Below are 26,250 nucleotides of genomic sequence, written 5' to 3'. Positions count from 1 at the left end.
GGATTCGCTACGGTCCCCAACGCGAGAGAGATATAAATCATGAACAAGAAACTGATCTGGGCGACGCCTATCGCGATCGCCACAGCGATCGGGCTGTACGCATGTGGTGGCAATTCGAAGCCGACGCTGTCTTCCGTGAAGAACGTCGTGGTGATCTACGCTGAAAACCGCAGCTTCGACAACCTCTACGGCAACTTCCCGGGTGCGAATGGCCTGCAGAACGTGACGGCCGCGAATTCGCAGCAGCTCGACCGCGACGGTTCCGTGCTCGCGACGCTGCCGCCGATCTGGAATGGCCTGACGGCTGCGGGCGTGACGCCCGTCATCACGCAGGCGATGACGGCGAACCTGCCGAACACGCCTTTCGCGATCGACGATCCCGCTGGCTTCAACGCACCGCTCAGCGCGACGACGCGCGACCTGTATCACCGTTTCTACGAGAACCAGATGCAGATCCATGGCGGCAAGAACGACATGTTCGCCGCGTGGGCCGACTCGGGCGGTCTGGTCATGGGTCACTACACGCCGAACGCCGACAAGCTGCCGCTCTACAAGATCGCGCAGCAGTTCACGCTGGCGGACAATTTCTTCATGGGCGCATTCGGTGGGTCGTTCCTGAATCACCAGTGGCTGATCTGCGCGTGCACGCCGTTCTATGCGAACGCCAACACGAGCCCGGCGTCGGGCTCGGTGTCGACTGTCAATGCCGATGGCGTCTCGCTGACGCTCAAACCGACCTCGCCGGCATCTGCGCAGACGGGCGTCCCGAGCTACATGAACTCGGGCAACCTCACGCCTGACTTCTACGCGGTCAACACGATGCAGCCGCCGTACCAGCCGAGCGGCAACAAGCCGGCTGCGGGCGGTGACACGAACTTTGCGGATCCGACGGCAGCGACAACACTGCCGGCGCAGACGAACCAGCACATCGGCGACCTGCTCAACAACGCGGGCGTGACGTGGGCGTGGTACAGCGGCGCATGGTCAACCGCGGTCGCCGCCGTGCAGAACAACACGACCAACGTTGTCTACGGCGCGAACCTGAGCTCGCCGAACTTCCAGCCGCATCACCAGCCGTTCAACTATTTCGCCGATCTCGCGCCGGGCACCGACAACCGCGCAAAGCATCTGCTCGACGGCGGCCTGAACGGTTCGGAGTTCATCAAGGCCATCGACGCGGGCTCGCTGCCGCAAGTCGCGTTCTACAAGCCGCAAGGCAACCTGAACGAGCACGCGGGTTATACGGACGTGGCGCAGGGCGACCAGCACATCGCGGATGTGATCACGCATCTGCAGAACAGCCCGCAGTGGAAGAACATGGTCGTGATCGTGACGTACGACGAGAACGGCGGCTTCTGGGATCACGTCGCGCCGCCGAAGGGCGACCGCTGGGGTCCGGGCACGCGCATTCCGGCGATTATCGTGTCGCCGTACGCGAAGAAGGGTTTCGTCGATCATACGCAGTACGACACGACTTCTATCCTGCGGTTTATCACGCATCGGTTTAATCTGCCGACGCTGGCAGGGCTCTCGGCGCGTGACAGTGCGCTCGTTGCCAACGGCGGTCAGGCGATGGGCGATCTGACGAACGCGCTCGATATCAATAAGTAATCGAGTGGGAATGGGTGGGCCCGTCGCCTGTCATTGCGACTAAGTACGGGCGTTTTTTGGTTCTTTTTGGTTCGTTTCGGTTTTTTTTCGGCATCCGCGTTGTGTTAATGGTGCTTCAGGCGTTGCCCCTGTGCGGGGCGGCACTTACTTTCTTTGCCGCCGCAAAGAAAGTAAGCAAAGAAAGCGGGCTAACACCGCCCGTTCTTGACCTCCGCCTGAGGGCCCCCAACGGGTCCTCCACTTCAAACGGCAATCTGCCATTCATTGCCCGTTGCCAGCGCCTTGAACAGGCGCCTCACCCACTTCAAGCACCCGTAACACAGCCAGCGGCAGCGCATGATTACGGCCGCCCAGGTGGCAAACTATGTGTAGGTCGTAGTGCTTCACACGTCGGCGCTCTTACGACACCGATCCCGCTTTTCAGTCCGAAGTGGTGCGTGTATGCCGCGAAACCCGCCACACAGTTTGCCGCTAAAGAACGCGGGCGATTTGATCGCGCAGGCGGCGACGCGGGAGTGTGAAGCGGGTGATGAGCCAATTCGAAGCGTTGGCAGCGGGCATCGAGAAGGGAGATACCGCGGACGGGACGGGGCTGTTGAGGGCCCGTGGGTAGATGTCAAGAATTGGCGGTGTGAGCGGCTTTCTTTGCTTACTTTCTTTGCCGCGGCAAAGAAAGTAAGTGCCGCCCCGCACAGGGGCAACGCCTGAACAACGAAGGCAAACCGCGGATGCCAGCGACAACACGAGCAAACCAAACCAGCGTCGCAAGACAAACAAAACCAAAAACAAAAACAAAAACCTGATGGCCCCCCCACGAGGAATCGAACCTCGATTTCAGGTTTAGAAGACCCGTGTTCTATCCGTTGAACTATGGGGAGGCGAAACCGGAATTTTAACCTGGCTTATCCACGCTCAAGCTCTCGCCAGAGCAGCCAGGGCATGAGCAGCAAACCAAACCATGCAGCGCAAACAAAAAGGCCCGGCAGCAACGCCAGGCCCGCGATTATAACCGATCAATCTGTGCAATCAGACCGGTTGCGGATGCGTAATGAACCAGCCGAGAAACACCACGCCTGCGATCACGCAATACACGCCGAACGACGCCAGACGGCCGCGTCCTTCGAAATAGCGCATCAGGAACCGCACGCTCAGATACGCAGCAATCGCCGTCAGCACGCCACCCAGCAGCGCGTCAGCGAGTTGACCAGGCGCATGAAACAGCTTCGGCAATTCGAGAATGCCCGCCGCGAAAATAATCGGCGTGCCGAGCAGGAACGAGAATTCGGCAGCCTTTTCGGCCGTGAGTCCCGCGCCGTTGCCCGCGATCATCGTCAGGCCGCTGCGCGAGAATCCCGGGATCAGCGCGCCGATCTGTGCAAGGCCGACCAGGAACGCCTGCTTGAACGTCAGCTTCTCCGGCGCCTGGTGCGCGCGCGCACGCTGCAGCCGGTCGCCGAACCACAGCAGGATACCGTTGACGATCAGCGCGATCGCGACGATACGCAAATCGTGAAATACACGCTCGAGGCGCTTTTCGAGCACGAGTCCCACCAGACCCGCCGGAATCGTCCCGATGATGAGCGCCCACATCATGTGGCCATCGTCATTGCGGCGCCCCGACAGCGACGCGAAAAAGCCGCTGATCAGCGCGACCCAGCGCTCGCGGAAGTACCACAGCAGCGCGAATGCCGTACCCAGATGCAGCGCGACGAGAAACGGCAGCAGCTGCGGCGCATGCTTGTCGATATGCATGCCGAACAGGGCGGGAACGAGCAGCGTGTGACCAAGACTGCTCACCGGAAACAGTTCCGTGACGCCCTGCAGCACGCTCAAAAAGATCAAAAACGACAGGCTCACGCGTCGGTCCTTTTGAAAAGTGGGGAGGTTGAACAGCTTGCCGGAGCATGATGTCCGGCTTCTGAAGGCGGGTCGATTATGAAGGGCCGACCCGGCAGCGCCAAGGACAAAAATTCGCTTTTAACAGAATCTTTCCGCATCGCAAAAAGATCGAAAGACTCATTACGGCGATGAAAGCAAAAAGGCCCGCCTGAAAGGCGGGCCTGCGTGCGGAGGCTGCGTGGACCGTCGGTACGTGCCGACGGTTCAACGTGGATTCTCGTCGCCCCGTGTCAGCGTGCAAATTTATAAAAGAAATAAATCGTACTGCCCGTAAACATACCGAACAGTGCCACGCTCATTGCCATTGCGAGATCCATCGCCCCTCCAGAAAACCGAGTGATCGGGCCCGGCCGCAGCCGGTGTTCGAGCACATTATCGTTGGCGCTGACTGTGCGGTAACACCCGCAATTTCCCCAGAAGGGTTTCCCCGTAGCACAATAGGCGTCGCCGCACTTTTCGCGCCACAATCGTGCACGCCGGCCCTCTCAACCGCTTTCTATCGCCATCGCCATGCCTCAATTCCAGCAACAGGACATCATCGAGATCGCACGCGACGCCTCGCTCCTTCGCTTCGCGCCTCAGGCGGGCGGCCGCCTGCTGTCGTGGGACATCGACGGCCAGTCGGTGATCTTCTGGCCCGAGAACGCCAACTGGAGCCAGCCCGCGCGCGTGCGCGGCGGCAATCCGCTGCTGTTTCCGTTTCTCGGCCGCCATTTCGTCGACGGACAGATCGGACGCTGGAAGGACGCACAAGGCACCGTGCGCGAGCTGCCCATGCACGGCTTCGCACGCGACCTCCCGTTCGAAGCGAGCGTCGACGAAACCGCCCGCTCGATCACCATGACGCTGACCGACAGCGACGCGACCCGCGCCGGCTATCCGTTCAGCTTCCGGTTCGAGGCGAAGTACACGCTCGTCGATGCGCACACGCTCGACGTCGACTTCATCACGACCAACACGGGCGACGCCGGCAGCGCGCCGCTGCCCTACTACGCGGGTCACCACTTCTACTTCACGCTGCCGCACGAACAGCGCGGCGAAACCGTGCTCGAACTGCCGCGCACGCTGCGCCGCCACCAGTTGCCCGACGGCTCGCTCAGCGCGGCGGTCGCGGGCGAACCGGACTACCGGCTCGACGATGCGGGCATTCAGGACCGCTTCCACTGCCTCGACGGCGCGCCGGATCACGTCGTGCGCCTCGTTGCGCTCGGCCTGAACCGCAGCATCACGATCGATCTGCAGCGACCCGGCTCGGTGCCCTGGTTCGCCGTCACGACGTGGACCGAAAAGCCCGAATCGGACTTCTTCTGCGTCGAGCCCTGGCTCGGCCTGCCCGATGCGATCCACAACGGCCAGGGCCTGCGCTGGCTCGAAGCGGGCGATACCGAAACAGCGTCGCTGCGTATCAGCGTCGGCACGCTGCCCTGAGTCGTTGAATGGCACGCGGCTGCGCGCCGCCTGGGCCCGAAAACGGGTGGCACCTTGCAAAACCGTTAAAATCTGACGTTTTGCAACTGCCGCGTGATCGGGATCGGCGCGCGGCGGCGTCTTGCGAGGTCCAATGTTGACAACAAAAATCAGACGGCTGGTCTGCGCGGCCTTGGTCGCAGCACTGGCCGCGTGCGGCTCGGCGCCCGTAGGTCCGGGCTTCTACCGCGTCGAACGGGGCGACACGCTGTACAAGATCGCGCGTAGCAATCGCACGTCGGTGCAGAGCCTCGCGCGCTGGAACAATCTGTCGAACCCCGATTCGCTCGAGGTCGGCCAGGTGCTGCGCGTCGCGCCACCGGCCGGCACCGCGACGGCGGGCACGAGTGCGGCGCGTAGCAGTGCGGGCACGTCGGCCAGCACATCGGCGAGCGCTTCGTCTGCGCCCCGCGGCACGGCTGCCGATGCGCCATCATCGCCCGCGTCGTCGATCTCGCTGATCTGGCCGGCGACGGGCAACGTGGTGCGAGGCTTCGACGGCAACAATTCGAAGGGCATCGATATCGCCAACGCCGCAGGCACACCCGTCTTCGCTGCGGCGGGCGGCACGGTCGTCTATGCGAGCAACGGCCTGCGCGGCTACGGCAACCTGCTGATCATCAAGCACAACGCCGATTACCTGACGGCCTACGCGCACAATCGCACGTTGCTCGTGAAGGAAGGCGAGACGGTCCAGCAAGGTCAGAAGATCGCCGAGATGGGCGACTCCGACAACGACCGCGTGATGCTGCATTTCGAGCTGCGTTACGCGGGCCGTTCGATCGACCCGGCGCGCTCGCTGCCGCCGCGCTGACGCTTTGCGCCGGCGCCGAGACGGGAACCGCGAAGGAACTCAGGCGGCCGCACGCGGCTCCATCACATGGGCAGGCGGGCACGCTCCGTGCCACGCCTGTCGACACCGCGTTCATCCGCGCAACGACACAGAGAGGACACTCCGATGAAAAACGCCCTTGCGGCAGTACATGCGACGGCGGCAAGCCTCGCGATCGTCGCTCTGGCGAGCCTTGCAGGCTGCGCCAGTTCGGGATCGACGACACTCACCTATCTGCCGAACGGCGACACAGGCTTTGCAATCAATTGCAGCGGCAGCGACGCGAGCCAGAACTGGGGCGAATGCTACAAGCGCGCGGGCGAAGCATGCGGCGCCTATGGCTACGACGTGGTCTCGAAGGATGTCGACAATGGCGGGACTGCGGGCGGCACCCTGGGCGGCGTGCTCGGCGCCAACGTGAAGAACCGTTCGATGGTGGTCCGCTGCAAGCAGTAGTCGCAACCCGTCGTCTGCACGCCGGTCCGCGCGGGCAAAAAAATGCCCGGCACGAGGCCGGGCAAACGGGGGTTCGGCGCATATCGGCAAAGGACCGGTTCACCATGCGCCGAGACGAAATCTAGCAACGCCCCTATACCCACGCAATCGATTAATTGTGCAAATAGTGTGAGTCGGCGCACGGTTGGATGTCGAAGTGAATGACGCACCTGTCATTCTGCAAACCGAATCAACGCACTGCTTCTCGAAAAATGCGCAATTCGCGCAATACCCGGTTGCTCTCAAACCCACGTCGGACGGGCCTTTCGGAGCAACGTGATAATGTAAGGCGCGAATTGATCTGGACTGCGATATTCGTCGAAATCACGCGTTTTAGTTCAATCGCGGCAATAGCGGAACTTGGTGCGCCAACGCACCTTTCGGTTGCAATACCTCTCCGGCAATTCATCAGATTTAACGAATTTCCGAGTTTCCGTATAGCGCGCCTTTAAACTCCATCACGCGATTCGATGAGCGGCATGTCTCGCGAAATACGCATCCCGCGAGCGAAGTGGCCCGCCGTCGCCTATGGTTTATAGTTACGCCCGCCCGTGCCGGCGCATGCCGCCGACGCGTCCGATGTGCACCAAATGCACGATAAGCACGACATGCCCTGCTGGTTGCCAACGTCATGACATCCCCCGACACCCCACAAAGCCCGCTGTACCACAAACTGCTCGGTGAAACCGCGAAGATCGACTGGGTCGATCTCGAACGCTTCTTTGCGCGCGGCATGCTGCTGCGCGTCGCGCGCGATCTCGATCTGGTGAGCGTCGCCGAAGCTATCGCCAGCGACGATACGACCCAGGTCACGCAATGGCTGTCGGCGGGACTGGTCGAACGCGTGCAGGCAGAGACGGCGGCCGACTTCGCCGCGCGCGAGCCCGAGCTGTGGGCCGTCGTCGTGTCGCCGTGGGTCTGCGTGCAGGAACGCGGTTGAGCGATCGCGCCGACGACGGCGCCGCGATCGACCCCGCGGCCGCTGTGCCCACGCGCTGGCACCGGCGCGTGCTGACGCTCGCCTTCCCTATCGTCCTCGCCAATCTGACGCAACCGATCCTCGGCGCCGTCGATACCGCCGTCGCCGGCCATCTCGACAGCGCGGCATACCTCGGCGGCGTGGCGCTCGGCGGGCTGTTCTTCAATTTCGTGTTCTGGGGCTTCGGCTTCTTGCGCATGGGCACGACGGGGCTCGTCGCGCAGTCATTCGGTGCCAACGATCAGGCCGGCTTGCGCATGAACATCGTGCGCGCGATGCTGCTCGCGTTCGCGATCGGCGCCGTCATCCTTGCCGTGCAAACGCCGCTGATCGAATTCGCCGTACGCGCGATCGGCGGCAGCGACGACGTGCAGCGGCACGCCCGCGCCTACTGCCACGCGCGCATCTGGGCCGCGCCGCTCGCGCTCGGCAACTATGTGGTGCTCGGCTGGCTGCTGGGCACGCAGCGCGTGCGGGTCGCGCTCGCGACGCAGGTGTTCATCAACACGGTGAACATCGTTGCCGTGCTGCTCTATGTCTATGCGTTCAACTGGGGCGTGGCGGGCATCGGCGCGGCCACAGCGACAGCCGATGCACTCGGCTTCGTGTTCGGCGCCCTGCTGCTCTGGCAGATGCGCGTGCGCGGCCTGCCTCCGCTGAAGCGCGCTGCGCTGTTCGATCGCGCGGCGCTCAGGCGCATGGTAGCCATCAATCGCGACATCTTCGTGCGGACCCTGTGCCTGCTCGGCGCGTTCGGCTGGTTCGCGCATCTGGGCGCAAGGCAAGGCGACGCGACGCTGGCCGCCAACGCGTTGCTGCTGAACTTCCAGACCTTCATGGGTTACGGGCTCGACGGCTTCGCGCATGCGGCGGAAGCGCTCGTCGGCGCGGCCATCGGCGCACGCGATCGCGACGCTTTCCGGCAGGCCGTCAAGGTCACGCTGTTATGGTCGGCGCTGGGCGCGCTCGCGTTCTCAGTCGTCTACTGGATGGCGGGTGTGTGGATCATCGAGCGACTTACCGATCAGGCCGTGGTACGCGCGACGGCGGAAGCCTTCCTGCCGTGGACCGCGCTTTCGCCGATCGTGTCCGTATGGGGCTTTCTGCTCGACGGCGTGTTCATCGGCGCGACGCGCACGCGCGATCTGATGACGTCGATGGTGGTGTCGCTCGGCGTGTTTCTCGCCGCTTCGTGGGCGCTCGCCGGCACGCACGGCAATCACGGGTTATGGGCCGCGCTGATGATCTTCATGGCTGCGCGCGGCCTTACGCTGTTGCGCCTGCTGCCGCGTCTGGCCCGCGATGTCGGGCCCGCTGTGTTGCCGGGCAATACCACATAGGCTGGCGCCGTCGAACGGCGCAGCGCGCGTTTACTGAGGCGCAGCGGGCGCGTCGATCATCGAGGGCGGACGGGTGTCGGTCGGCACGCCGTGGTAATCGGCGGGATCCTTCGGCGGCACGTGATGGTGGACGGTCGGATCGTCGGCACACGCCGACAGGGCGAACATCGAAAACAGCGAGGCAGCGAGCAGGAAGCGCTTCATGGACTTTTTGAACCAAGTTTGAGCATCGACGGATGACGTCGCGGGGCACGAGTTTACCCGCAAAGCGCAATGTGCGCCGCCGAACCTGGGCGTCGCCCGCCTTGCGCCATCTTGCTGTGGCTGTTCTACTATGTACGCAGCAGGGTCGCGTTTGTCGAAGGAGGCCGCCATGGATGCCGAATCGATCGCAGGTCTGGTTGGACTGGGTGTGGGTTTGCTGGTGCTCGTCGTGCTCTCGGTGTTCGAGTCGCGCACCTATCGCCGCGAACATCAGGGCGAAGGGATGATGCATCACTGGCTCGCCGAGCATCACGTCTTCGACAGGATGCGCCGCAGACACTGACTGCACATGCGCCGCGCTTGCGGCGCGCCGTTTTTGATTGCCTGAACATTTCTCCGACTCGCGCGCCGGCCTGGTAGCCGCGCGCGATTTCTTTTGCTGCGCCCATTCCCCGCCCCACTGCGTTCATAGCCCGCGATATGCCGGGCACATGGCTTGCTGCCGTGTAAGCCACGGAACGCGCATTCCGCGCGCTCGATACTCCGGCCGCCGGCGCGCCCACGGACGCTGTCCGTACGCGCCAGCGCGGTCTCCATTTGTGGCCCGGCCATATAAGGAGAGATAACATGACCCTCGGAACCATTCTGCTGATCGTGCTGATCCTGCTCTTGATCGGCGCCCTGCCAAGCTGGCCGTACAGCCGCGAATGGGGTTATCGCCCGACCGGGCTCCTCGGCGTGGTGCTGATCGTCGTGATCGTGTTGCTGTTGATGGGTCAGATATGACCTTCTGGACGGGGCGGATTGTGCGTCGCACTTTCGGGTTTGACTTTCCGATACCAATGCGGATAGAATCTCGGGCTCGCGTCGGAGCGTAGCGCAGCCTGGTAGCGCATCTGATTTGGGATCAGAGGGTCGTAGGTTCGAATCCTATCGCTCCGACCATCAATGCTGTACAAAAACCCGCGTCACTGTTTCTGGTGGCGCGGGTTTTTGCTTTTTGCAGCGCGAAATTCGCACTCAGGTCAGCGTCGCGGCCAAGACGCCGAAACGTACGCGCGCGAAAAACCGCAGTGGAAATAATCAAACTCGCCTCGCCCTGCGTTGTCCATACTTGTCGAACCTGACCGCCGATAGAGCAAATGGAGACACCGCCATGAACCTGATCCTCTGGCGTCACGCCGAAGCCGAAGACATCGCCGCGAGCGATCTTGCGCGCCAGCTGACCACGCGCGGCCGCAAACAGGCGCAGGCGTCCGCGAAATGGCTGCGTGCGCGCCTTCCCGACGACGCCGTGATCCTTGCGAGCCCTGCCACGCGCACCGTGCAGACGGCCGAATCGTTGACCGACCAGTACCGCGTGGTGCGCGAGATCGCGCCGGATGCGAGCGCCGCCGCCGTCCTCGAAGCGGCGGGTTGGCCCGACGGCATTGCGCCCACCGTCGTCATCGTCGGCCATCAGCCGACGCTCGGCCATGTCGCCGCGCGGCTGCTCGCCGATAGCGGCGCGAGCTGGTCAATCAAGAAATCGGCGATCTGGTGGATCGAGAGCCGTGTGCGCGGCAGCGACGGACAGGCGATCCTGCGCGCGGTCATCACCCCGGATCTGATCTGATCCGTACCGCATAGTGGTAATGAACGGAGCAGGCATCGAAGGCAAGGCGAAAGCGTCGGGCTTACGACACGTCATCGAATCGTCACGACGTTGCCACGTGAGCGTCACCCGCCGTTACTACATTGGCGTCGAAGCGAATTTCACACTTTCGACCAGGAACGCCACATGCGAGAACTGCCGACGCCTACCCTGCCCTTCGCATCGATCCTCGAGCCGCGCCGCCGCCTGCCGCGCTCGGAAGAAACGGTCACCGCCCAGCATCGTCTGCAAGTGTCGTGGGCGCGCACCGACGAGGAGCTTCGCGAAGCGCAGCGTCTGCGTTACCGGGTCTTCGCCGAGGAAATGGGCGCACGCCTGTCCGGCCCTGCCGGCCTCGACGTCGATTCGTTCGACGCTTACTGCGATCACCTGATCGTGCGCGATCTCGACACGCTGAAGGTGGTGGGCACGTATCGCGTGCTGCCGCCGCACCAGGCGGCACGTATTGGCCGTCTTTATGCCGAGGGCGAGTTCGATGTATCGCGTCTGACGCACTTGCGCTCGAAGATGGTTGAGGTGGGCCGCTCGTGCGTGCATCCCGACTATCGCAGCGGTTCGGTGATCATGTCGCTGTGGGCCGGTCTTGGCTCTTACATGCAGCACAACGGTTACGAGACGATGCTGGGTTGCGCGAGTGTCGCCATGGCGGATGGCGGGCACTATGCGGCGAATCTTTATGCCTCCCTGCAGGAGGATGCGCTGACGACGCCGGAGTATCGGGCGTTTCCGCATACGGCGCTGCCTGTCGATGAACTGAAGACTGGCGCCAAGGTCGCGCCGCCGCCGCTTATCAAGGGGTACCTGCGGCTTGGCGCTAAAATTTGCGGCGCACCCGCGTGGGATCCTGATTTTAATACTGCTGATTTTTTGACTCTCTTCAGGCTCTCGGAGATTAATGCGCGGTATGCGCGGCATTTTCTTGGAGATGCATTGGGCCGGTGAGCTTTTTTTGTCTTGCGACGCCTGGTTTGGTTTGCTTTTGTTTTCGCTGGCATCCGCGTGATGTATCTGGTTTGCTAGCGTTGCCCCTGTGCGGGGCGGCACCTACTTTTCTTTGCCGCGGCAAAGAAAAGTAGGCAAAAGAAAGCCGCTGAACACCGCCAATCCTTGTTTCTGCCTGAGGGCCCCCAGCAGTTCCTCCACTTCACACGGCAACCTGCCTTTCACTGCCCGTTGCCAACGCTCCTATTGAGCGCCTCACCCGCTTCACACTCCCGCGTCACCACACGCGCGACCGAATCTCCCACGTTCTATAGCGGCAAACTGTGTGTCGGCTGTCGCGCCGTATGCGCTTCACTCCGGACTGAAAAGCACGATCGGTGTCGTAAGAACGCAGAGGTGTGAAGCACTACGACCTACACACAGTTTGCCACCTGGGCGGCCGTAACCAATCGCTGCCGTTCGCTGCGCTACGGGTGATTGAAGTGGGTGAGGCGCTTAGCTGAAGCGCTGGCAACGGGCAGTGAAAGCAGGTTGCCGTGTGAAGGAGAGGACCCGTTGGGGGCCCTCAGGCGGTGGTAGGAACGGGCGGTGTTAGCCCGCTTTCTTTGCTTACTTTCTTTGCGGCGGCAAAGAAAGTAAGTGCCGCCCCGCACAGGGGCAACGCTAGCAGACCAGAGACAAAACGCGGATGCCAGCGACAACAAAAGCAAACCAAACCGCAAACGCCGCTAACAACAAAACCAAACCAAGCGTCGCAGACAAAAGAGCTCACTCTTCGGTATACACAACCCGATACGGCGTCCGAATCTTCTCCCACTCAGCCGCCTCCTGAATGAGGCTATAGTCGGTGAGCGGATTATTGACAACCCAAGAGTTAGGAAGCCGCACTTCATACCCGCCGTTGGCTTCGGCAACAGTAATCTCAGGCAACCCCGCATCTGCCCGCCGACGAGAGAACAGCGCCGCCAGCCGCAAACAAAACAGCAACTTCCATTCGAGATCCCGCGTCTGTGCCAGCTTGCCAAGCTTCCCGGCATGCCCCACAACGAGCGCCGCCAGCCGCGCCTGATCCGTGCGCGAAAAACCCGGCATATCCGCATTGCTCGCGATATAAGCCGAATGCTTGTGATACGCGCTATGCGATATCGAAAGACCGATTTCATGCAGCGCCGCTGCCCAGCCAAGGAACATGCGATTCTCTTCCCGCACCTCGGCATCGGGCTCGTCGAGCTGATCGTAAAAACGCACCGCAAGCTCGCCAATACGCGCTGCCTGCGCGCGATCGACGCCATAACGCCGCATGAAGCCTTCGACCGTGATCGTACGCATGTCCTGATGCTGCGAACGCCCCAGCAGGTCATACAGCACGCCCAGACGCAGCGCGCCATCGGTCGTGTCGACATAGTCGACGCCCAGTTCGTCGAACACGGCAATCATGATCGACAGGCCGCCTGCCAGCACCGGCACACGGTCCGGCTTCAGCGCGACGAGCTTCAGCCGGTTCACGTTCTCCGCCTTGATCAGCGCGCGCTTCAGACGCTCCAGGCCGCCGCGCGAAATGCCATGCGTAATGCCCGCATCATTGAAGCCGTTCGCCTCGATGAGTTCCGCCAGTGCGCGCGCCGTGCCCGACGATCCGATGCCCTGCTCCCAGCCCTCCGCCTTGTAGTCGGCGGAGATGATCTGAATTTCGCGCGAGGCGGCAAGCTCGGCCTGGCGCATCGTAAACTCGTCGACGTTGCCTGCGGGAAAAAACTGGCGGCTGTGGCTCACGCAGCCGATGTACAGACTCTCCATCCTGATCGGCGTGTAGTGCGATCCGATGATGAATTCCGTCGAGCCGCCGCCGATATCGACGACGAGCCGCTTGCCCGCGCTCGCAGGCACCGAGTGCGCAGCGCCTGCATAAATCAGGCGCGCTTCTTCGCGGCCTGCGATCACTTCAATCGGGAAGCCGAGCGCGGCTTCTGCTTCGCCAAGAAATTCCTGTGCGTTCTTCGCGACGCGCAACGTGTTGGTCGCGACAGCGCGTACATGATCCGGATGGAAATCGCGCAGACGTTCGCCGAAGCGTTTCAATGCATCCCAGCCGCGTTCCTGCGACGAACGGTCGAGCATTTTTTCGCGCGACAGGCCCGCACCGAGCCGCACCGGCTCACGCAGCGCGTCGACCTGATAGATCTGGCTGCCCGCTTCGGTTTCCTCGACGCGGCCCACGATCAGACGGAAGCTGTTCGAGCCGAGATCGACGGCGGCAAGCAGTGGCGGAGTGTTGACCATCGGGTGTGAGGACCTCATGCGCGCAGTTGAAGCACCCAGGTTGGGCGCGTTCGTTAGCGCGTTGTTCAAAGTCGCCATTTTAAGCGTACTCGTCATTACGCTGTCACCTCCGCCATTGTCGAGCGATATCGTCACACATGCTTGCGTCATATTTACGACATGGGGCGGCAAAAGCGTAAAATCATGACAAAAGTCATTTCACGCACCTGTCATCATACTGTGAGAATTTCCGAGCGTCCTTTCGAGTCAACTCCCGACATTTCATTCTCACCACCGATGTCCAACCGCTATCCTCTTCTGAACCGCGAGCTGGGCATTCTGGGGTTCAACGAGCGCGTGCTCGCTCAGGCCGCGGACCCTGCCGTACCTCTCCTGGAACGCCTGCGTTTCATCTGCATCACCAGTAGCAATCTCGACGAATTCTTCGAAGTCCGCATGGCCGGTCTTCAGGAACAGATGCGCGACAACCCGGGCGCGTTGTCCCCCGACGGCATGTCGCTGCAGCATTGCTATGACCTCGTGGTCGAACGCGCACAGAAGCTCGTGCATCGTCAGTACACGATGCTGCAGGACACCGTGCTGCCCGCGCTCGAAGACGAAGGCATCTACTTTCACGGCACGGAAGCGTGGAACGAAGCGCAGACGCAATGGGCGCGCGATTACTTCGTCAATGAACTGCTGCCCGTGCTGACGCCGATCGGCCTCGATCCCGCGCACCCTTTTCCGCGCGTGCTGAACAAAAGCCTGAATTTCGTCGTCGAGCTGGAAGGTAAGGACGCATTCGGGCGACAGGCCGTGATGGGCATCGTGCAGGCGCCGCGCGCGCTGCCGCGTCTCGTGCGCATGCCGCTGGAACTGTCCGGTTATCCGCATGGCTTCGTGCTGCTGAGTTCGCTGCTGCAGCGTTTTGTCGGCGAGCTGTTTCCGAGCCTCACCGTGCGCAGCTGCAACCAGTTCCGCATCACGCGCAACAGTGAGCTGTTCGTCGATGAAGACGAAATCACGAATCTGCGCGTCGCGCTGCAGGGCGAACTGCCCGCGCGGCATCTGGGCAATGCGGTGCGTCTGGAAGTATCGGCGGATACGCCTGCCGCGCTCGTACGACGCCTGCTCGACGAGAGCGGGTTGTCGCAGAAGGATTGCTACCACGTCGATGGCCCCGTGAATCTGGTGCGGCTGATGCAGTTGCCGGAGATGGTGGACCGCCCCGATCTGAAGTTCGTCCCGCACATCCCTGCAACGCCGCTGCAGATCGCCAACAGCGCGAGCCTGTTCGACGTGATCGATCAGGGCGACGTGCTGCTGCATCATCCGTACGAGAGCTTCCAGCCGGTGCTCGAACTGCTGTTGCAGGCTGCGAAAGATCCGAACGTGGTCGCGATCAAGCAGACCATCTACCGCACGGGCACCGATTCACCGCTGATGGACGCGCTGATGCAGGCCGCGCGCAACGGCAAGGAAGTGACCGTGGTGGTCGAACTGCTCGCCCGCTTCGATGAAGAGACGAACATCAACTGGGCGTCGCAGCTCGAAGCGGTCGGCGCGCATGTCGTGTACGGCGTGGTCGGCCACAAGTGTCACGCGAAGATGATGTTGATCGTGCGTCGCGTGTCGGAAGGTGGCAAGTCGATCCTGAAGCGCTACGCGCACCTGGGCACGGGCAACTATCACCCGCGCACGGCGCGTCTCTATACCGACTTTGGCCTCATGACGGCCGATCAGAAAATCTGCGAAGACGTGCATTACGTGTTTCAGCAACTGACGGGCATCGGCGGTGAGTTGGCGTTGCATGAGTTGTGGCAGTCGCCGTTCACGCTGCATCCGCGGCTCGTCGATTCGATTCGCGCCGAGGCTGAGCATGCGCGTGCGGGCAAGCGCGCGCGGATCGTTGCGAAGATGAATGCGCTGCTGGAGCCGACTGTGATTGCCGAGCTTTATGAAGCTTCGCAGGCGGGCGTGAAGATCGATCTGATCGTGCGGGGTGTGTGCGCTTTGCAGCCCGGTGTCGAGGGTTTGTCGGAGAACATTACCGTCCGCTCGATCGTGGGACGTTTCCTCGAGCATCACCGGATTTTCTACTTCTACGATAACGGTCGTGAGCAGGTTTATCTGTCTAGCGCTGACTGGATGGATCGGAACTTCTTCCGGCGGGTTGAGGTTGCGTTTCCGATCAACAACCGGCGGTTGAAGCGGCGGGTTATTGCTGAGGGCTTGTCCGCGTTTCTCGGTGATAACCAGGCTGCATGGCTCATGCAGAGTGATGGGCATTATCGGCGCCGCCGGCCAGGGAAGTCTTCGCGCAATGCGCAGATGAGTTTGTTGGCGAAGTTTTGTTCTTGAGGTTTTTTTGTCTTGCGACGCCTGGGTTGGTTTGCTGGTGCGTTCGCTGGCATCCGCGTTTTGCCTTCGTGCTTCACGCGTTGCCCCTGTGCGGGGCGGCACCTACTTTTCTTTGCCGCGGCAAAGAAAAGTAGGCAAAAGAAAGCCGCTGAACACCGCTAATCCTTGTTTCCGCCTGAGGGCCCCCAACAGTTCCTCCGCTTCACACGGCGTCGCTCTTCTCGACGCCCACTGCCAACGCTTCGAATCGGCTCATCACCTGCTTCACACTCCCGCGTCGTCGCATGCGCGATCAAATCGCCCACGTTCTATAGCGGCAAACTGTGTGTAGGCTTTCGCGGCGTATGCGCACCACTCCGGACTGGAAAACACGATCGGTGTCGTAGGAGCGCTGACGTATACAGCACTACGACCTACACACAGTTTGCCACCTGGGCGGCCGTAACCATTCGCTGTCGTTTGCTGCGTTACGGGTGATTGGAGTGGGTGAGGCGTCCGTACGGAGCGCTAGCAACGGGCGCGGACTGAGAGGTTGCCGTGTGGAGGATAAGAACGGTTGGGGACCCTCAGGCGGTGGTCAAGAACGGGCGGTGTTAGCCCGCTTTCTTTGCTTACTTTCTTTGCGGCGGCAAAGAAAGTAAGTGCCGCCCCGCACAGGGGCAACGCGTGAAGCACCAGTAACAAAACGCGGATGCCAGCGAACGCACTAGCAAACCAAACCAACCGTCGCAAGACAAACAAAAACCTCAAGCAGCATTCGACTGCAACCGCGCCGTCCGCGCGACCGGAAACCGCACGGTAAACACACTCCCTCGCCCTTCTTCGCTCTTCACATCGAGCTGGGCATCATGCCGCTGCAGCACATGCTTGACGATAGCGAGCCCGAGCCCGGTCCCACCCGTATCGCGCGAGCGACTCCTATCCACACGATAAAACCGCTCAGTCAACCGCGGAATATCCGCAGCAGGAATCCCGAGCCCACTATCGGTCACAGAAAAAACCGCCTGCCCACCTTGAGCACGCCAGCCCACGCCAATCGACCCGCCGTCAGGCGTATACCGGATCGCATTCGTCACGAGATTGCCAAACGCGCTGAGAATTTCCGTCTCGACACCCGTCACGGTCAAAGCCTCATCGGTATCGAACGCAATCCGATGCCGTCCGCCAGAAAGACTCTGCGCGTCGTCCTGCAAATGCCGCAGCACGGCCCGCATATCCACCACCTGACTGCTAGGCGGCTTGTTGTCGCCTTCGAGCGTCGCCAGCACGAGCAGATCGCTGACGATATGCTGCATCCGCTGCGCCTGCTGCATCATCAGATCGAGATACCGCACGCGCTCGCTCTCGTCGAGCGGCAACTCGCGCATTGTTTCGAGAAAACCGGCGAGCACCGTCAGCGGCGTCTTCAGTTCATGCGACACGTTGGCGACGAAATCGCGCCGCATCGCATCCGTGCGCTCCAGCTCCGTGATGTCCTGCGACAGCACCAGCTTGCGATTTTCACCGTACGGAAACACCTGCACGGAAATCACGTTCTGCCGCTTGTCGCCCATCCCGCGCATGATCAGCATCTCTTCATAGTGATGCGAATTCAGGTAGCGGACAAAGTCGGGATGACGCACGAGATGCGTGATGTGCTGGCGCAGATCGCGTTTCGCGTCGAGGCCAAAGTGCTCTTCGGAGATGGCGTTGCACCACTCGATCTGATCGTGATCGTCGAGCATCGCCACGCCGTTCGGCGACGCCTGGATCGCCTGGATGAAGCGCGAATGCTGCTGCTCGACCTGGCGCACCTGCGCGTGCCAGCGCTTCGCAAGCTTGTGCAGCCGGTAATAGATTTCACCCCAGATGCCAGGCGCGCTCGGCACCTCGCCATATACGGGCGCGTCGAGCAGACGCCACAGGCGCTGCTTGTGAAACGTGCTGAAGATGCCTTGCGCAAGCAGCGCGAGCACGGCGAGCGTCAACGCCGCCTTGGTGCTGACGAACACGCCGACGAGCGCGCACAGCACTGCGAGGAGCACAAGCGATACCAGGGAACGCGCCCAGATGATGTTCATGTGTTCCTGCGACCTAGAAGACAAACCTGTAGACGTCAGAGACAACAAAGCGCGCTGCGTTGAGGTGCCGCAGCGCGCTTCGTGGTTTTCGATCAGTTTACCTTATGCGCTCTTGGCCAGGCGATACCCGCTGCCACGCACCGTTTCGATCATCGCGTCGCAACCCGCCGGCTTGAGTGCGGCACGAAGACGCTTGATGTGCACGTCCACGGTACGCTCTTCGACGAACACGTGATCGCCCCACACCTGGTCGAGCAGTTGCGTGCGGCTATGCACGCGCTCCGGGTGCGTCATGAAAAAGTGCAGCAGACGGAATTCCGTCGGACCGAGATCGAGCTTGATCTCGCTGCCTTCCGCATGCGCGGCGACGCGGTGCGTGGCCGGATCGAGCTTCAGGCCGTTGATCGCGACGACGTCTTCCGTCAACTGCGGCGCGCGGCGGCGCAGCACCGCCTTGATGCGCGCCATCAGTTCCTTCGGCGAGAACGGCTTGGTGACGTAATCATCCGCGCCGATTTCGAGGCCGAGCACCTTGTCCTGCTCATCGCCTCGTGCCGTCAGCATGATGATAGGGATGTGCTTGGTGCGCTCGTTGTTGCGCAGATCGCGCGCGAACGCGATACCCGATTTGCCCGGCAGCATCCAGTCGAGCAGCACGAGATCGGGAAGCACGTCGCTGATCAGGTTCTGCGCCTGTTCGGCGTTGTACGCACGAATCGGACAATGGCCCGCGTGTTGCAAGTTGACCGAGATCAGCTCGGAAATAGCGGGTTCATCTTCGATAACGAGAATACTGCTGGGCATCGGCGCCTCTTGATAAACGGTATGCGGTGTAAAAGTCTGCTAGTACGCCAGCGGATCAGCTGAGCGCTTCACGTTCGAGCGCGTCGCGGCCCATGTGGCGCACGTCCGTGCCCTTCACCACGTAGATGATGAACTCGGCGATGTTCTTCGCGTGGTCGCCGATCCGCTCGATCGCCTTCGCGATGAACAGGAAATCGAGGCCCACGGAGATCAGGCGCGGATCTTCCGTCATGTACGAAATCAGCTTGCGCACGAACGCGCGGAATTCCTCGTCGATCGCCTTGTCGTCGCGCACGATCTGCGCGGCGGCCACGGTGTCGAGACGCGCGAATGCGTCGAGCGCACGGCGCAGGATGCTCACTGCCATATCGCCCGACAGCTTGATTTCAGCGATATTGATCGTGCGCGATGCGCCGTCTTCCGACAGACGCTTGGTGCGCTTCGCGATCTTCTCGGCTTCGTCGCCGGCGCGTTCCAGGTTCGTGATGGTCTTCGAGATCGCCATCACGAGGCGCAGATCGCGTGCTGTCGGCTGACGTCGCGCGATGATGTTGCTGCACTCTTCGTCGATCTCGACTTCCATCTGGTTCAGACGGTCTTCGGCGGCGATCACCTGGTCGGCGATACCGATGTCGAATTCATTCAGCGCATTCATCGCGGCGACGATCTGCGCCTCGACGAGGCCGCCCATTTCGAGCACCTTCGAAGAAACCGCGTTCAGATCGGCGTCGAACTGGCTGGACAGGTGTTTGTCGGACATGTCGTACTCCCTAAGCTCGTTCGCTGTGCACTTAGCCGAAACGGCCCGTGATGTAGTCTTCCGTTTCCTTGCGGACCGGCTTGATGAAGATCTTTTCGGTGTCACCGAATTCGATCAGTTCGCCCAGGTACATATAGGCAGTGTAGTCCGAACAACGCGCCGCCTGCTGCATGTTGTGCGTGACGATCACCACCGTATAGTCGCTCTTGAGTTCAGCGATCAGCTCTTCGATACGGCCCGTCGAAATCGGGTCGAGCGCCGAGCACGGTTCGTCGAGCAGCAGCACTTCCGGACGGATCGCAATGCCGCGCGCGATACACAGACGCTGCTGCTGGCCGCCCGACAGACCGTAGCCGCTCTGGCCGAGCTTGTCTTTCACTTCGTTCCACAGCGCTGCTTTTGTCAGCGCCCACTCGACGCGATCGTCCATTTCCGAGCGCGACAGCGTTTCGAACATCTTCACGCCGAAGGCGATGTTGTCGTAGATCGACATCGGGAACGGCGTCGGCTTCTGGAACACCATGCCGATACGCGCGCGCAGCAGCGAAATATCGCGCTTGGTGGTCAGCAGGTTTTCGCCGTCCATCAGGATTTCGCCTTCGGCGCGCTGCTCCGGATAGAGCGCGTACATCTTGTTGAACGTGCGCAGCAACGTGGACTTGCCGCAGCCCGACGGGCCGATGAACGCCGTCACCTTGCCTTCGGGGATCTGCAGGTTGATGTTCTTCAGCGCGTGATACTTGTTGTAGAAGAAGTTCAGGTTGTTGACTTCGATCTTCGGGCGCGAAGGCGCTGCCGCTTGACCGCTCTGCGCCGGATCGAAGCCAGCGGGTGCCGCCGGGCGTTCGACGGGATTCAGGTGAGTTTCTGCCATGTTCATCGGATCGCTCCGCCCTTACTTTTTCGAGAAGATCGTACGCGCGAGGATGTTGAGTCCCAACACTCCGAGCGTAATCAGAAAGACGCCAGCCCACGCGAGCGACTGCCACTGCGCGAACGGACTCATCGCGAACTTGAAGATCGTGACCGGGAGGTTCGCAACCGGTTGATTCATGTCCAGCGTGAAGAATTGATTGGACAGCGCCGTGAAGAGCAGCGGTGCCGTTTCGCCGGCAATACGCGCAATCGCGAGGAGCACGCCCGTGACGATGCCTGCCACCGACGCCTTCAGCGTGATCGACAGCACCATCTTCCACTTCGGCGTGCCGAGCGCGAAAGCCGCTTCACGCAGCGCGTTCGGCACGAGCTTCAGCATGTTTTCCGTCGTGCGGATCACGATGGGAATCTGCAGCAGCGCGAGCGAGATCACACCCGCCCAACCGCTGAAGTGACCCATCTTCGCGACCACGAGCGCGTAGACGAACAGACCGACGACGATCGACGGCGCCGACAAAAGAATGTCGTTGATGAAGCGCGTGATGCTCGCGAGCCAGCCCTTCTGGCCGTACTCGGCGAGATACACGCCCGCCATGATGCCGATCGGCGTGCCGACAAAAGTCGCCAGCACGACCAGCATCAGACTGCCGACGATCGCGTTCGCGAGACCGCCGCCATCCGTGTTCGGCGGCGGCGTCGACTGCGTGAAGAGTTCGACGGACAGGCCGCCGATACCGAGGCGCAGCGTCGTATAGAGAATCCACACGAGCCACAGCAGGCCGAACGCCATCGCGGCCAGCGACATCGTCAGCGCGATTGCGTTGGTGACCTTGCGGCGCTTTTGCAGCTTCGTGCGCATCGCTTCGAGCGCTGCGACGTCGGTGCTGCCCGGCATGTTCAATGAGGACTGGCTCATTTCGCGCCCTCCCCTTTCTCGAGGCGAAGCAGCATGATTTTCGAAATCGCCAGCACGATGAAGGTAATCACAAACAGGATCAGGCCGAGTTCCATCAGCGCGGCCGTGTGCAAGCCAGGCGCAGCTTCCGCGAATTCGTTCGCGAGCGCCGACGTGATGCTGTTACCCGGCGAGAACAGCGACACGTTGTCGAGCAGATTCGTATTGCCGATCACGAACGTGACGGCCATCGTCTCGCCGAGTGCGCGGCCGAGACCTAGCATCACGCCGCCGATCACACCCGTCTTCGTGAACGGCAGGACGATTTTCCACATCACTTCCCACGTCGTGCAGCCGATGCCGTACGCCGACTCCTTCAGCAGCACGGGCGTGACTTCGAACACGTCGCGCATCACCGAGGCGATGTACGGAATGATCATGATCGCGAGAATCACACCCGCGCACAGAATGCCGATGCCGATCGGCGGGCCCTTGAACAGCGCGCCGATGATCGGCATGCCGCCGAGCAGCGTGCCGAGCGGCTTTTCGAAATACTGCGCGAAGATCGGCGCGAACACGAGCAGACCCCACATGCCGTACACGATCGACGGAATCGCGGCGAGCAGTTCGATCGCGATGCCGAGCGGCCGGCGCAGCCAGGCCGGCGAGAGTTCGGTCAGGAAGAGCGCGATGCCGAAGCTCACAGGCACCGCGATGATGAGCGCAATGATCGACGTCGCAATCGTGCCGTAGATAGGCACCAGCGCGCCGAACTGCTCGGACGGTGGATCCCAGTCCGCCGTCCACAGGAATGAGAGGCCGAATTTCTGGATCGTCGGCAGCGATGCGACGATCAGCGACACGATGATGCCGCCGAGCAGCAGCAACGTGACGATGGCGGAAAGCCGCGCGACGCCGCCGAAAATGATATCGCCCGCGCGGCTGGGCGCTTTCTGCGTCGTGCTACCGGGCGGAGTCGACCGGGCCGCGTCAGAAGTGAGAGGGAGGTCGGACATGGGAGCTGATAAACCTGTTTCCGGTTGCCGCATGGCGTATGCCACACGGCCAGAACTGAGGCCGCCGGGCCTCATCGAAGCCGGGCGGCCGGCCGCGCGCATCGTGTTGCTGTGATGCGCGCGGTGGGTGCTGCGTTGCGTCTACTGCTACGAATCGAGGCTTACTCGGCCAGTGCCTTGCCCGATGCGTCCTTGACCTTCGCCTTCCATTGCGTCTTGATTTCCGACACGACCGATTCCGGCAGCGTGATGTAGTCCAGATCGTTTGCAGCCTGGTTGCCGTTCTTGAACGCCCAGTCGAAGAACTTCAGCGTTTCGGCGCCTTGCGGGCCCTTTTCCTGCGTCGTGTGCAGCAGCACGAACGTTGCGCCGACGATCGGCCATGCGTTCTTGCCCGGCTCGTTCGTCAGGATCTGATAGAACGACTTCGACCAGTCTGCGCCTGCTGCCGCTGCCTTGAACGTTTCCGTCTTCGGCTCGACCACCGTGCCCGACGAGTTCTTCAGGTCGACGAACGTCATGTGGTTTTGCTTCGCGTACGCCCACTCGACGTAGCCGATTGCGCCCGGCAGACGCTGCACGAATGCTGCGACGCCGTCGTTGCCCTTGCCGCCCGTGCCCGTCGGCCAGTTGACCGTCGAACCTTCACCGACCTTCGACTTCCATTCCGTGTTGACCTTCGACAGGTAGTTCGTCCAGATGAACGACGTGCCCGAACCATCAGCGCGGCGAACCACGGCGATGTCCGTATCCGGCAGCTTGACCTTCGGGTTCAGCGCGACGATTGCCGGGTCATTCCACTTCTTGACCTTGCCAAGGTAGATGTCGCCGAGCACTTCGCCCGACAGCGTGATTTCGCCAGCCTTCACGCCCGGCACGTTGATCACGGGAACCACACCGCCGACCACCGTCGGGAACTGGAACAGGCCTTCCTTCGCGAGTTCGTCGTCCTTCAGCGGAGCGTCCGAGCCAGCGAAATCAACCGTCTTCGCGACGATCTGCTTGATACCGCCCGACGAGCCGATGCCTTGATAGTTGACCTTGCCGCCGCCCGTCTTCTGGTAAGCATCTGCCCACTTCGTGTAGATCGGTGCTGCAAAGGTGCTGCCCGCGCCGGTGATGTCGGCGGCTTGCGCTGCGATCGCAAAGAGAGCGCCAGCCATGCCAGCGAACGCGGTTTGCATCAGTTTCATGTTTTCTCCGTGGTTGTGAGCGTGTGCAACGACACCGCGAAGAATAGTGACCCATTGTGACAGTCATGTGACTAACCGTGAACTTCCCGTGACAGTTCTATTACGGCCATGAAAGGCGCTATGTCAGGGTTTCTACGGTCGGAGCAGATGCGGGATGGATAGGCGGATTTACGCGCGAAATTGGCGGGAAGCCAACGTTTGCGGGCTTTGCAGTACAACTACGGATGCTGCGGCGTTGCGACGCAGCTGTCAGAGGTAGGCCGGAAGTAAAAAAGGGCGGCATGCCGCCGCCCTTCTGTCGAATTCACCAGCTGCGGATCAGGTTGTTGCCTGCTTCACGACAGCCGCGATCGTCTCGGCGTGATGCAACGCGTCCTTTTCGCGCGCTGCTTCGACCATCACGCGCAGGACGGGCTCGGTGCCCGATGCGCGGATCAACACACGTCCGCTTCCGTCGAGAGCGCCTTCCGCCTCGCTGATCGCACGACGGATGGCATCGCTGCCCTTCCAGTCCGCGCCCGGCTGCATGCGAACGTTGATCAGCTTCTGCGGGAACAGGCTGACGCCTTCCAGCAGTTGTTCGAGCGATCGCCCGCTGCGTTTGATGGCCGCCAGCACCAGCAGCGCGGAAACGATGCCGTCACCCGTCGAATGCCGATCCAGCGACAGAATGTGGCCCGAGCCTTCCGCGCCGAGTTCCCAGCCGTGCTCGCGCAGCTGCTCGAGCACGTAGCGGTCGCCGACCGCGGCGCGCACGAACTTCACGCCCATCTTCTTCAGCGCAACTTCGACGGCCATGTTCGTCATCAGCGTGCCGACGGCGCCTTCGACCTTGCCTTGCGTCGCGATCCGATCCTGCACCAGCACGTACAGCAACTCGTCGCCGTTGTAGAGCCGCCCGTTCGCGTCGACCACCTGCAGGCGGTCGGCGTCACCGTCGAGCGCGATGCCCAAATCCGCCTTGTTCGCACGCACCGCGCGCACCAGCGCGTCGGGCGCCGTTGCACCGACGGCATCGTTGATGTTGAAGCCGTTAGGCGACACACCGATCGTGATCACGTCCGCGCCGAGTTCGTGGAACACGTGCGGCGCAACGTCATACGCGGCACCGTGCGCGCAGTCGACCACCAGTTTCATGCCACGCAGATCGAATGTCTGCGGGAACGTGCTCTTGCAAAACTCGATATAGCGGCCGGCCGCGTCGTCGAGGCGCCGCGCCTTGCCGAGGCGCTCTGACGGCGCGCAGTCGAGCGGCTTTTCCAGTTGCTCTTCAATCTGTGATTCGACTTCGTCCGGCAGCTTGTTGCCGTCGGCCGAGAAAAATTTGATGCCGTTGTCGTAGTACGGGTTGTGCGACGCGCTGATCACGACGCCCGCCGCAAGACGCAGTGCGCGCGTGAGATACGCGACGCCCGGCGTCGGCATCGGGCCGGCCAGCATCACGTCGACGCCCGCCGCCGAAAAGCCCGACTCCAGCGCGGCTTCGAGCATGTAGCCCGACACGCGCGTGTCCTTGCCGATCAGCACCGTCGGCCGGCTGCCCGTCTTCGCCCACGTGTCGGCGCCCGCGAGCACCTTGCCGGCTGCATAGCCGAGCCGCAGTACAAAGTCCGGCGTGATCGGACCTTCACCGACCTTGCCCCGAATCCCATCCGTTCCGAAATATCGACGTGCCATATTGGAATTTTCCTCCCAAGCGTGGAGATCAGGCGCGCCGCGCTGCGTCGCGCGTCGCCGCCCATACTTTTAGTGCATCCACCGTCTGCTCGACATCGTGTACGCGGATGATCGCCGCGCCCCGCTCCGCCGCGCACACGGCGGCAGCGACACTCGCTGCCACGCGTTCCCGCGGAGGCCGGTTCACCAGCGCGCCCAGCATCGACTTGCGCGACATGCCGGCCAGAACGGGCAGCGGCGAGCCGACAATCGGCGCAGTCTGAGGCAAGTGCGCGAGCAGCGCGTAATTATGCTCGACGGTCTTACCAAAGCCGAAGCCCGGATCGACGCTGATGCGATTTTTTGCAACACCGGCATTCATCATCGTGTTGACACGTTCATCAAGAAAGGCTCGGACTTCGGCAACGACGTCTTCGTAGGCCGGTTCGCCGACCTGCATCGTCTGCGGTTCGCCGAGCATATGCATAACGCACAGACCGCACTGGCTGTCCTTGACGGCGTCGATCGCGCCGGGCATCCGGAACCCCCAGATATCATTAATCAGATCAGCGCCGGCCGCCAGCGCATGGCGCATAACTTCAGGTTTATACGTGTCGACGGACACGGGAATGCCCGCAGCGACCAGTTCCTTCACGAGCGGAATCACGCGATCCAGCTCATCTTCGAGCGGCACGGGCGGCGCACCGGGCCGCGTCGACTCACCGCCGATATCGATGATGTCGGCGCCATCGGCCAACATGCGCTCCGCCTGCTGACGCGCCTTGCTGGACTCGCCATACAGACCGCCATCGGAAAAGGAGTCAGGCGTGACGTTCAGGATGCCCATCACCAACGGGCGTTCGAACGAAAACGTGAACCGGCCGCATTGCATCGGTTCGGGAATGGGATAAAGCGGGGAATCGGCGTTTGACACGAGAGGAGACTTG

The 26,250-nt window shown here is 61.9% G+C and carries 23 protein-coding genes and 2 tRNA genes; 12 read left to right on the top strand and 13 right to left on the bottom strand.

Annotated elements, in window-relative coordinates:
• The first annotated feature begins 39 nt into the window (after nt 1–39).
• Nucleotides 40–1,611, top strand: a complete 1,572-nt coding sequence (locus G3O01_RS32355) for an acid phosphatase (protein ID WP_205811049.1) — start codon at nt 40–42, stop codon at nt 1,609–1,611.
• Between the two features lie 803 nt (nt 1,612–2,414).
• On the opposite strand, the gene G3O01_RS32350 is transcribed toward G3O01_RS32355, so the two are convergent.
• Nucleotides 2,415–2,489, bottom strand: a tRNA-Arg gene (locus tag G3O01_RS32350).
• Between the two features lie 148 nt (nt 2,490–2,637).
• On the bottom strand, nt 2,638–3,468 hold the full coding sequence (locus tag G3O01_RS32345; protein ID WP_205811048.1) for an undecaprenyl-diphosphate phosphatase: 831 nt from the start codon (nt 3,466–3,468) through the stop codon (nt 2,638–2,640).
• 552 nt (nt 3,469–4,020) lie between these two features.
• On the opposite strand from G3O01_RS32345, the gene G3O01_RS32340 reads away from it, so the two are divergent.
• The 5 genes from G3O01_RS32340 to G3O01_RS32320 all read left to right on the top strand — a co-directional run bounded on the left by G3O01_RS32340 (nt 4,021) and on the right by G3O01_RS32320 (nt 8,623).
• Nucleotides 4,021–4,938 (top strand): aldose epimerase, encoded by a 918-nt coding sequence (locus tag G3O01_RS32340; RefSeq protein ID WP_205811047.1) that lies wholly within the window; start codon nt 4,021–4,023, stop codon nt 4,936–4,938.
• 133 nt (nt 4,939–5,071) lie between these two features.
• Nucleotides 5,072–5,791 (top strand): peptidoglycan DD-metalloendopeptidase family protein, encoded by a 720-nt coding sequence (locus tag G3O01_RS32335; protein ID WP_205811046.1) that lies wholly within the window; start codon nt 5,072–5,074, stop codon nt 5,789–5,791.
• 144 nt (nt 5,792–5,935) lie between these two features.
• A complete protein-coding gene (locus G3O01_RS32330; protein ID WP_205811045.1) occupies nt 5,936–6,265 on the top strand; it encodes a hypothetical protein in 330 nt (109 codons plus the stop codon).
• A 670-nt stretch (nt 6,266–6,935) separates the two neighbouring features.
• The gene (locus G3O01_RS32325) at nt 6,936–7,244 is read left to right on the top strand and encodes a DUF2288 domain-containing protein (protein ID WP_205811044.1); all 309 of its coding nucleotides are present in this window, start codon (nt 6,936–6,938) and stop codon (nt 7,242–7,244) included.
• Complete coding sequence (locus G3O01_RS32320) at nt 7,241–8,623, top strand: MATE family efflux transporter (protein WP_205811043.1); 1,383 nt, start codon at nt 7,241–7,243, stop codon at nt 8,621–8,623. The genes G3O01_RS32325 and G3O01_RS32320 overlap by 4 nt, the downstream gene beginning before the upstream one ends.
• A gap of 30 nt (nt 8,624–8,653) precedes the next feature.
• Here the strand turns inward: G3O01_RS32320 and G3O01_RS32315 are convergent, their stop codons facing one another.
• The gene (locus G3O01_RS32315; RefSeq protein WP_205811042.1) at nt 8,654–8,827 is read right to left on the bottom strand and encodes a hypothetical protein; all 174 of its coding nucleotides are present in this window, start codon (nt 8,825–8,827) and stop codon (nt 8,654–8,656) included.
• A 169-nt stretch (nt 8,828–8,996) separates the two neighbouring features.
• On the opposite strand from G3O01_RS32315, the gene G3O01_RS32310 reads away from it, so the two are divergent.
• The 5 genes from G3O01_RS32310 (at nt 8,997) to G3O01_RS32290 (ending at nt 11,423) form a co-directional block, all read left to right on the top strand.
• The gene (locus tag G3O01_RS32310; RefSeq protein WP_205811041.1) at nt 8,997–9,170 is read left to right on the top strand and encodes a hypothetical protein; all 174 of its coding nucleotides are present in this window, start codon (nt 8,997–8,999) and stop codon (nt 9,168–9,170) included.
• Nucleotides 9,171–9,454: 284 nt separating this feature from the next.
• Nucleotides 9,455–9,613 (top strand): DUF3309 family protein, encoded by a 159-nt coding sequence (locus G3O01_RS32305; protein ID WP_205811040.1) that lies wholly within the window; start codon nt 9,455–9,457, stop codon nt 9,611–9,613.
• 82 nt (nt 9,614–9,695) lie between these two features.
• Nucleotides 9,696–9,772 (top strand) — tRNA-Pro (locus G3O01_RS32300).
• Nucleotides 9,773–9,983: 211 nt separating this feature from the next.
• Nucleotides 9,984–10,442: a histidine phosphatase family protein gene (locus G3O01_RS32295; RefSeq protein WP_205811039.1), complete on the top strand. Its 459-nt coding sequence runs from the start codon at nt 9,984–9,986 to the stop codon at nt 10,440–10,442.
• A 165-nt stretch (nt 10,443–10,607) separates the two neighbouring features.
• Nucleotides 10,608–11,423, top strand: coding sequence for a GNAT family N-acyltransferase (locus tag G3O01_RS32290; RefSeq protein WP_205811038.1), 816 nt, complete (start codon nt 10,608–10,610; stop codon nt 11,421–11,423).
• Between the two features lie 768 nt (nt 11,424–12,191).
• Here the strand turns inward: G3O01_RS32290 and ppx are convergent.
• A complete protein-coding gene (ppx, locus tag G3O01_RS32285; protein ID WP_241024433.1) occupies nt 12,192–13,781 on the bottom strand; it encodes an exopolyphosphatase in 1,590 nt (529 codons plus the stop codon).
• Between the two features lie 198 nt (nt 13,782–13,979).
• Here ppx and ppk1 point away from each other — a divergent pair, with 198 nt between their 5' ends.
• Nucleotides 13,980–16,043 (top strand): polyphosphate kinase 1, encoded by a 2,064-nt coding sequence (gene ppk1, locus G3O01_RS32280; protein WP_205811036.1) that lies wholly within the window; start codon nt 13,980–13,982, stop codon nt 16,041–16,043.
• Between the two features lie 746 nt (nt 16,044–16,789).
• On the opposite strand, the gene phoR is transcribed toward ppk1, so the two are convergent.
• The 9 genes from phoR to folP form a co-directional block, all read right to left on the bottom strand.
• Nucleotides 16,790–18,103 (bottom strand): phosphate regulon sensor histidine kinase PhoR, encoded by a 1,314-nt coding sequence (phoR, locus tag G3O01_RS32275; RefSeq protein WP_205811035.1) that lies wholly within the window; start codon nt 18,101–18,103, stop codon nt 16,790–16,792.
• A gap of 102 nt (nt 18,104–18,205) precedes the next feature.
• Nucleotides 18,206–18,907 carry a phosphate regulon transcriptional regulator PhoB gene (gene phoB, locus G3O01_RS32270; protein WP_006051991.1) on the bottom strand — a complete coding sequence of 234 codons (702 nt, stop codon included), beginning with the start codon at nt 18,905–18,907 and terminating at the stop codon, nt 18,206–18,208.
• A 55-nt stretch (nt 18,908–18,962) separates the two neighbouring features.
• Nucleotides 18,963–19,667: a phosphate signaling complex protein PhoU gene (phoU, locus tag G3O01_RS32265; protein WP_109478117.1), complete on the bottom strand. Its 705-nt coding sequence runs from the start codon at nt 19,665–19,667 to the stop codon at nt 18,963–18,965.
• A gap of 31 nt (nt 19,668–19,698) precedes the next feature.
• Nucleotides 19,699–20,547, bottom strand: coding sequence for a phosphate ABC transporter ATP-binding protein PstB (pstB, locus tag G3O01_RS32260; RefSeq protein WP_109478116.1), 849 nt, complete (start codon nt 20,545–20,547; stop codon nt 19,699–19,701).
• 15 nt (nt 20,548–20,562) lie between these two features.
• Entirely contained in the window at nt 20,563–21,459 is an 897-nt protein-coding gene (gene pstA / locus G3O01_RS32255) for a phosphate ABC transporter permease PstA (protein ID WP_205811034.1), read from the bottom strand.
• A complete protein-coding gene (pstC, locus tag G3O01_RS32250; RefSeq protein WP_205811033.1) occupies nt 21,456–22,454 on the bottom strand; it encodes a phosphate ABC transporter permease PstC in 999 nt (332 codons plus the stop codon). The genes pstA and pstC overlap by 4 nt, the downstream gene beginning before the upstream one ends.
• A gap of 161 nt (nt 22,455–22,615) precedes the next feature.
• Nucleotides 22,616–23,647 carry a phosphate ABC transporter substrate-binding protein PstS gene (pstS, locus tag G3O01_RS32245; RefSeq protein WP_205811032.1) on the bottom strand — a complete coding sequence of 344 codons (1,032 nt, stop codon included), beginning with the start codon at nt 23,645–23,647 and terminating at the stop codon, nt 22,616–22,618.
• A gap of 318 nt (nt 23,648–23,965) precedes the next feature.
• Nucleotides 23,966–25,324: a phosphoglucosamine mutase gene (glmM, locus tag G3O01_RS32240; RefSeq protein ID WP_205811031.1), complete on the bottom strand. Its 1,359-nt coding sequence runs from the start codon at nt 25,322–25,324 to the stop codon at nt 23,966–23,968.
• Nucleotides 25,325–25,352: 28 nt separating this feature from the next.
• Nucleotides 25,353–26,237 carry a dihydropteroate synthase gene (folP, locus tag G3O01_RS32235; protein ID WP_205811030.1) on the bottom strand — a complete coding sequence of 295 codons (885 nt, stop codon included), beginning with the start codon at nt 26,235–26,237 and terminating at the stop codon, nt 25,353–25,355.
• Between the last annotated feature and the right edge of the window lie 13 nt (nt 26,238–26,250).

This window comes from Burkholderia sp. Ac-20365 (assembly GCF_017104715.1).
Lineage (GTDB): Bacteria > Pseudomonadota > Gammaproteobacteria > Burkholderiales > Burkholderiaceae > Paraburkholderia.
This window is presented reverse-complemented; position numbering and strand designations above follow the sequence as displayed.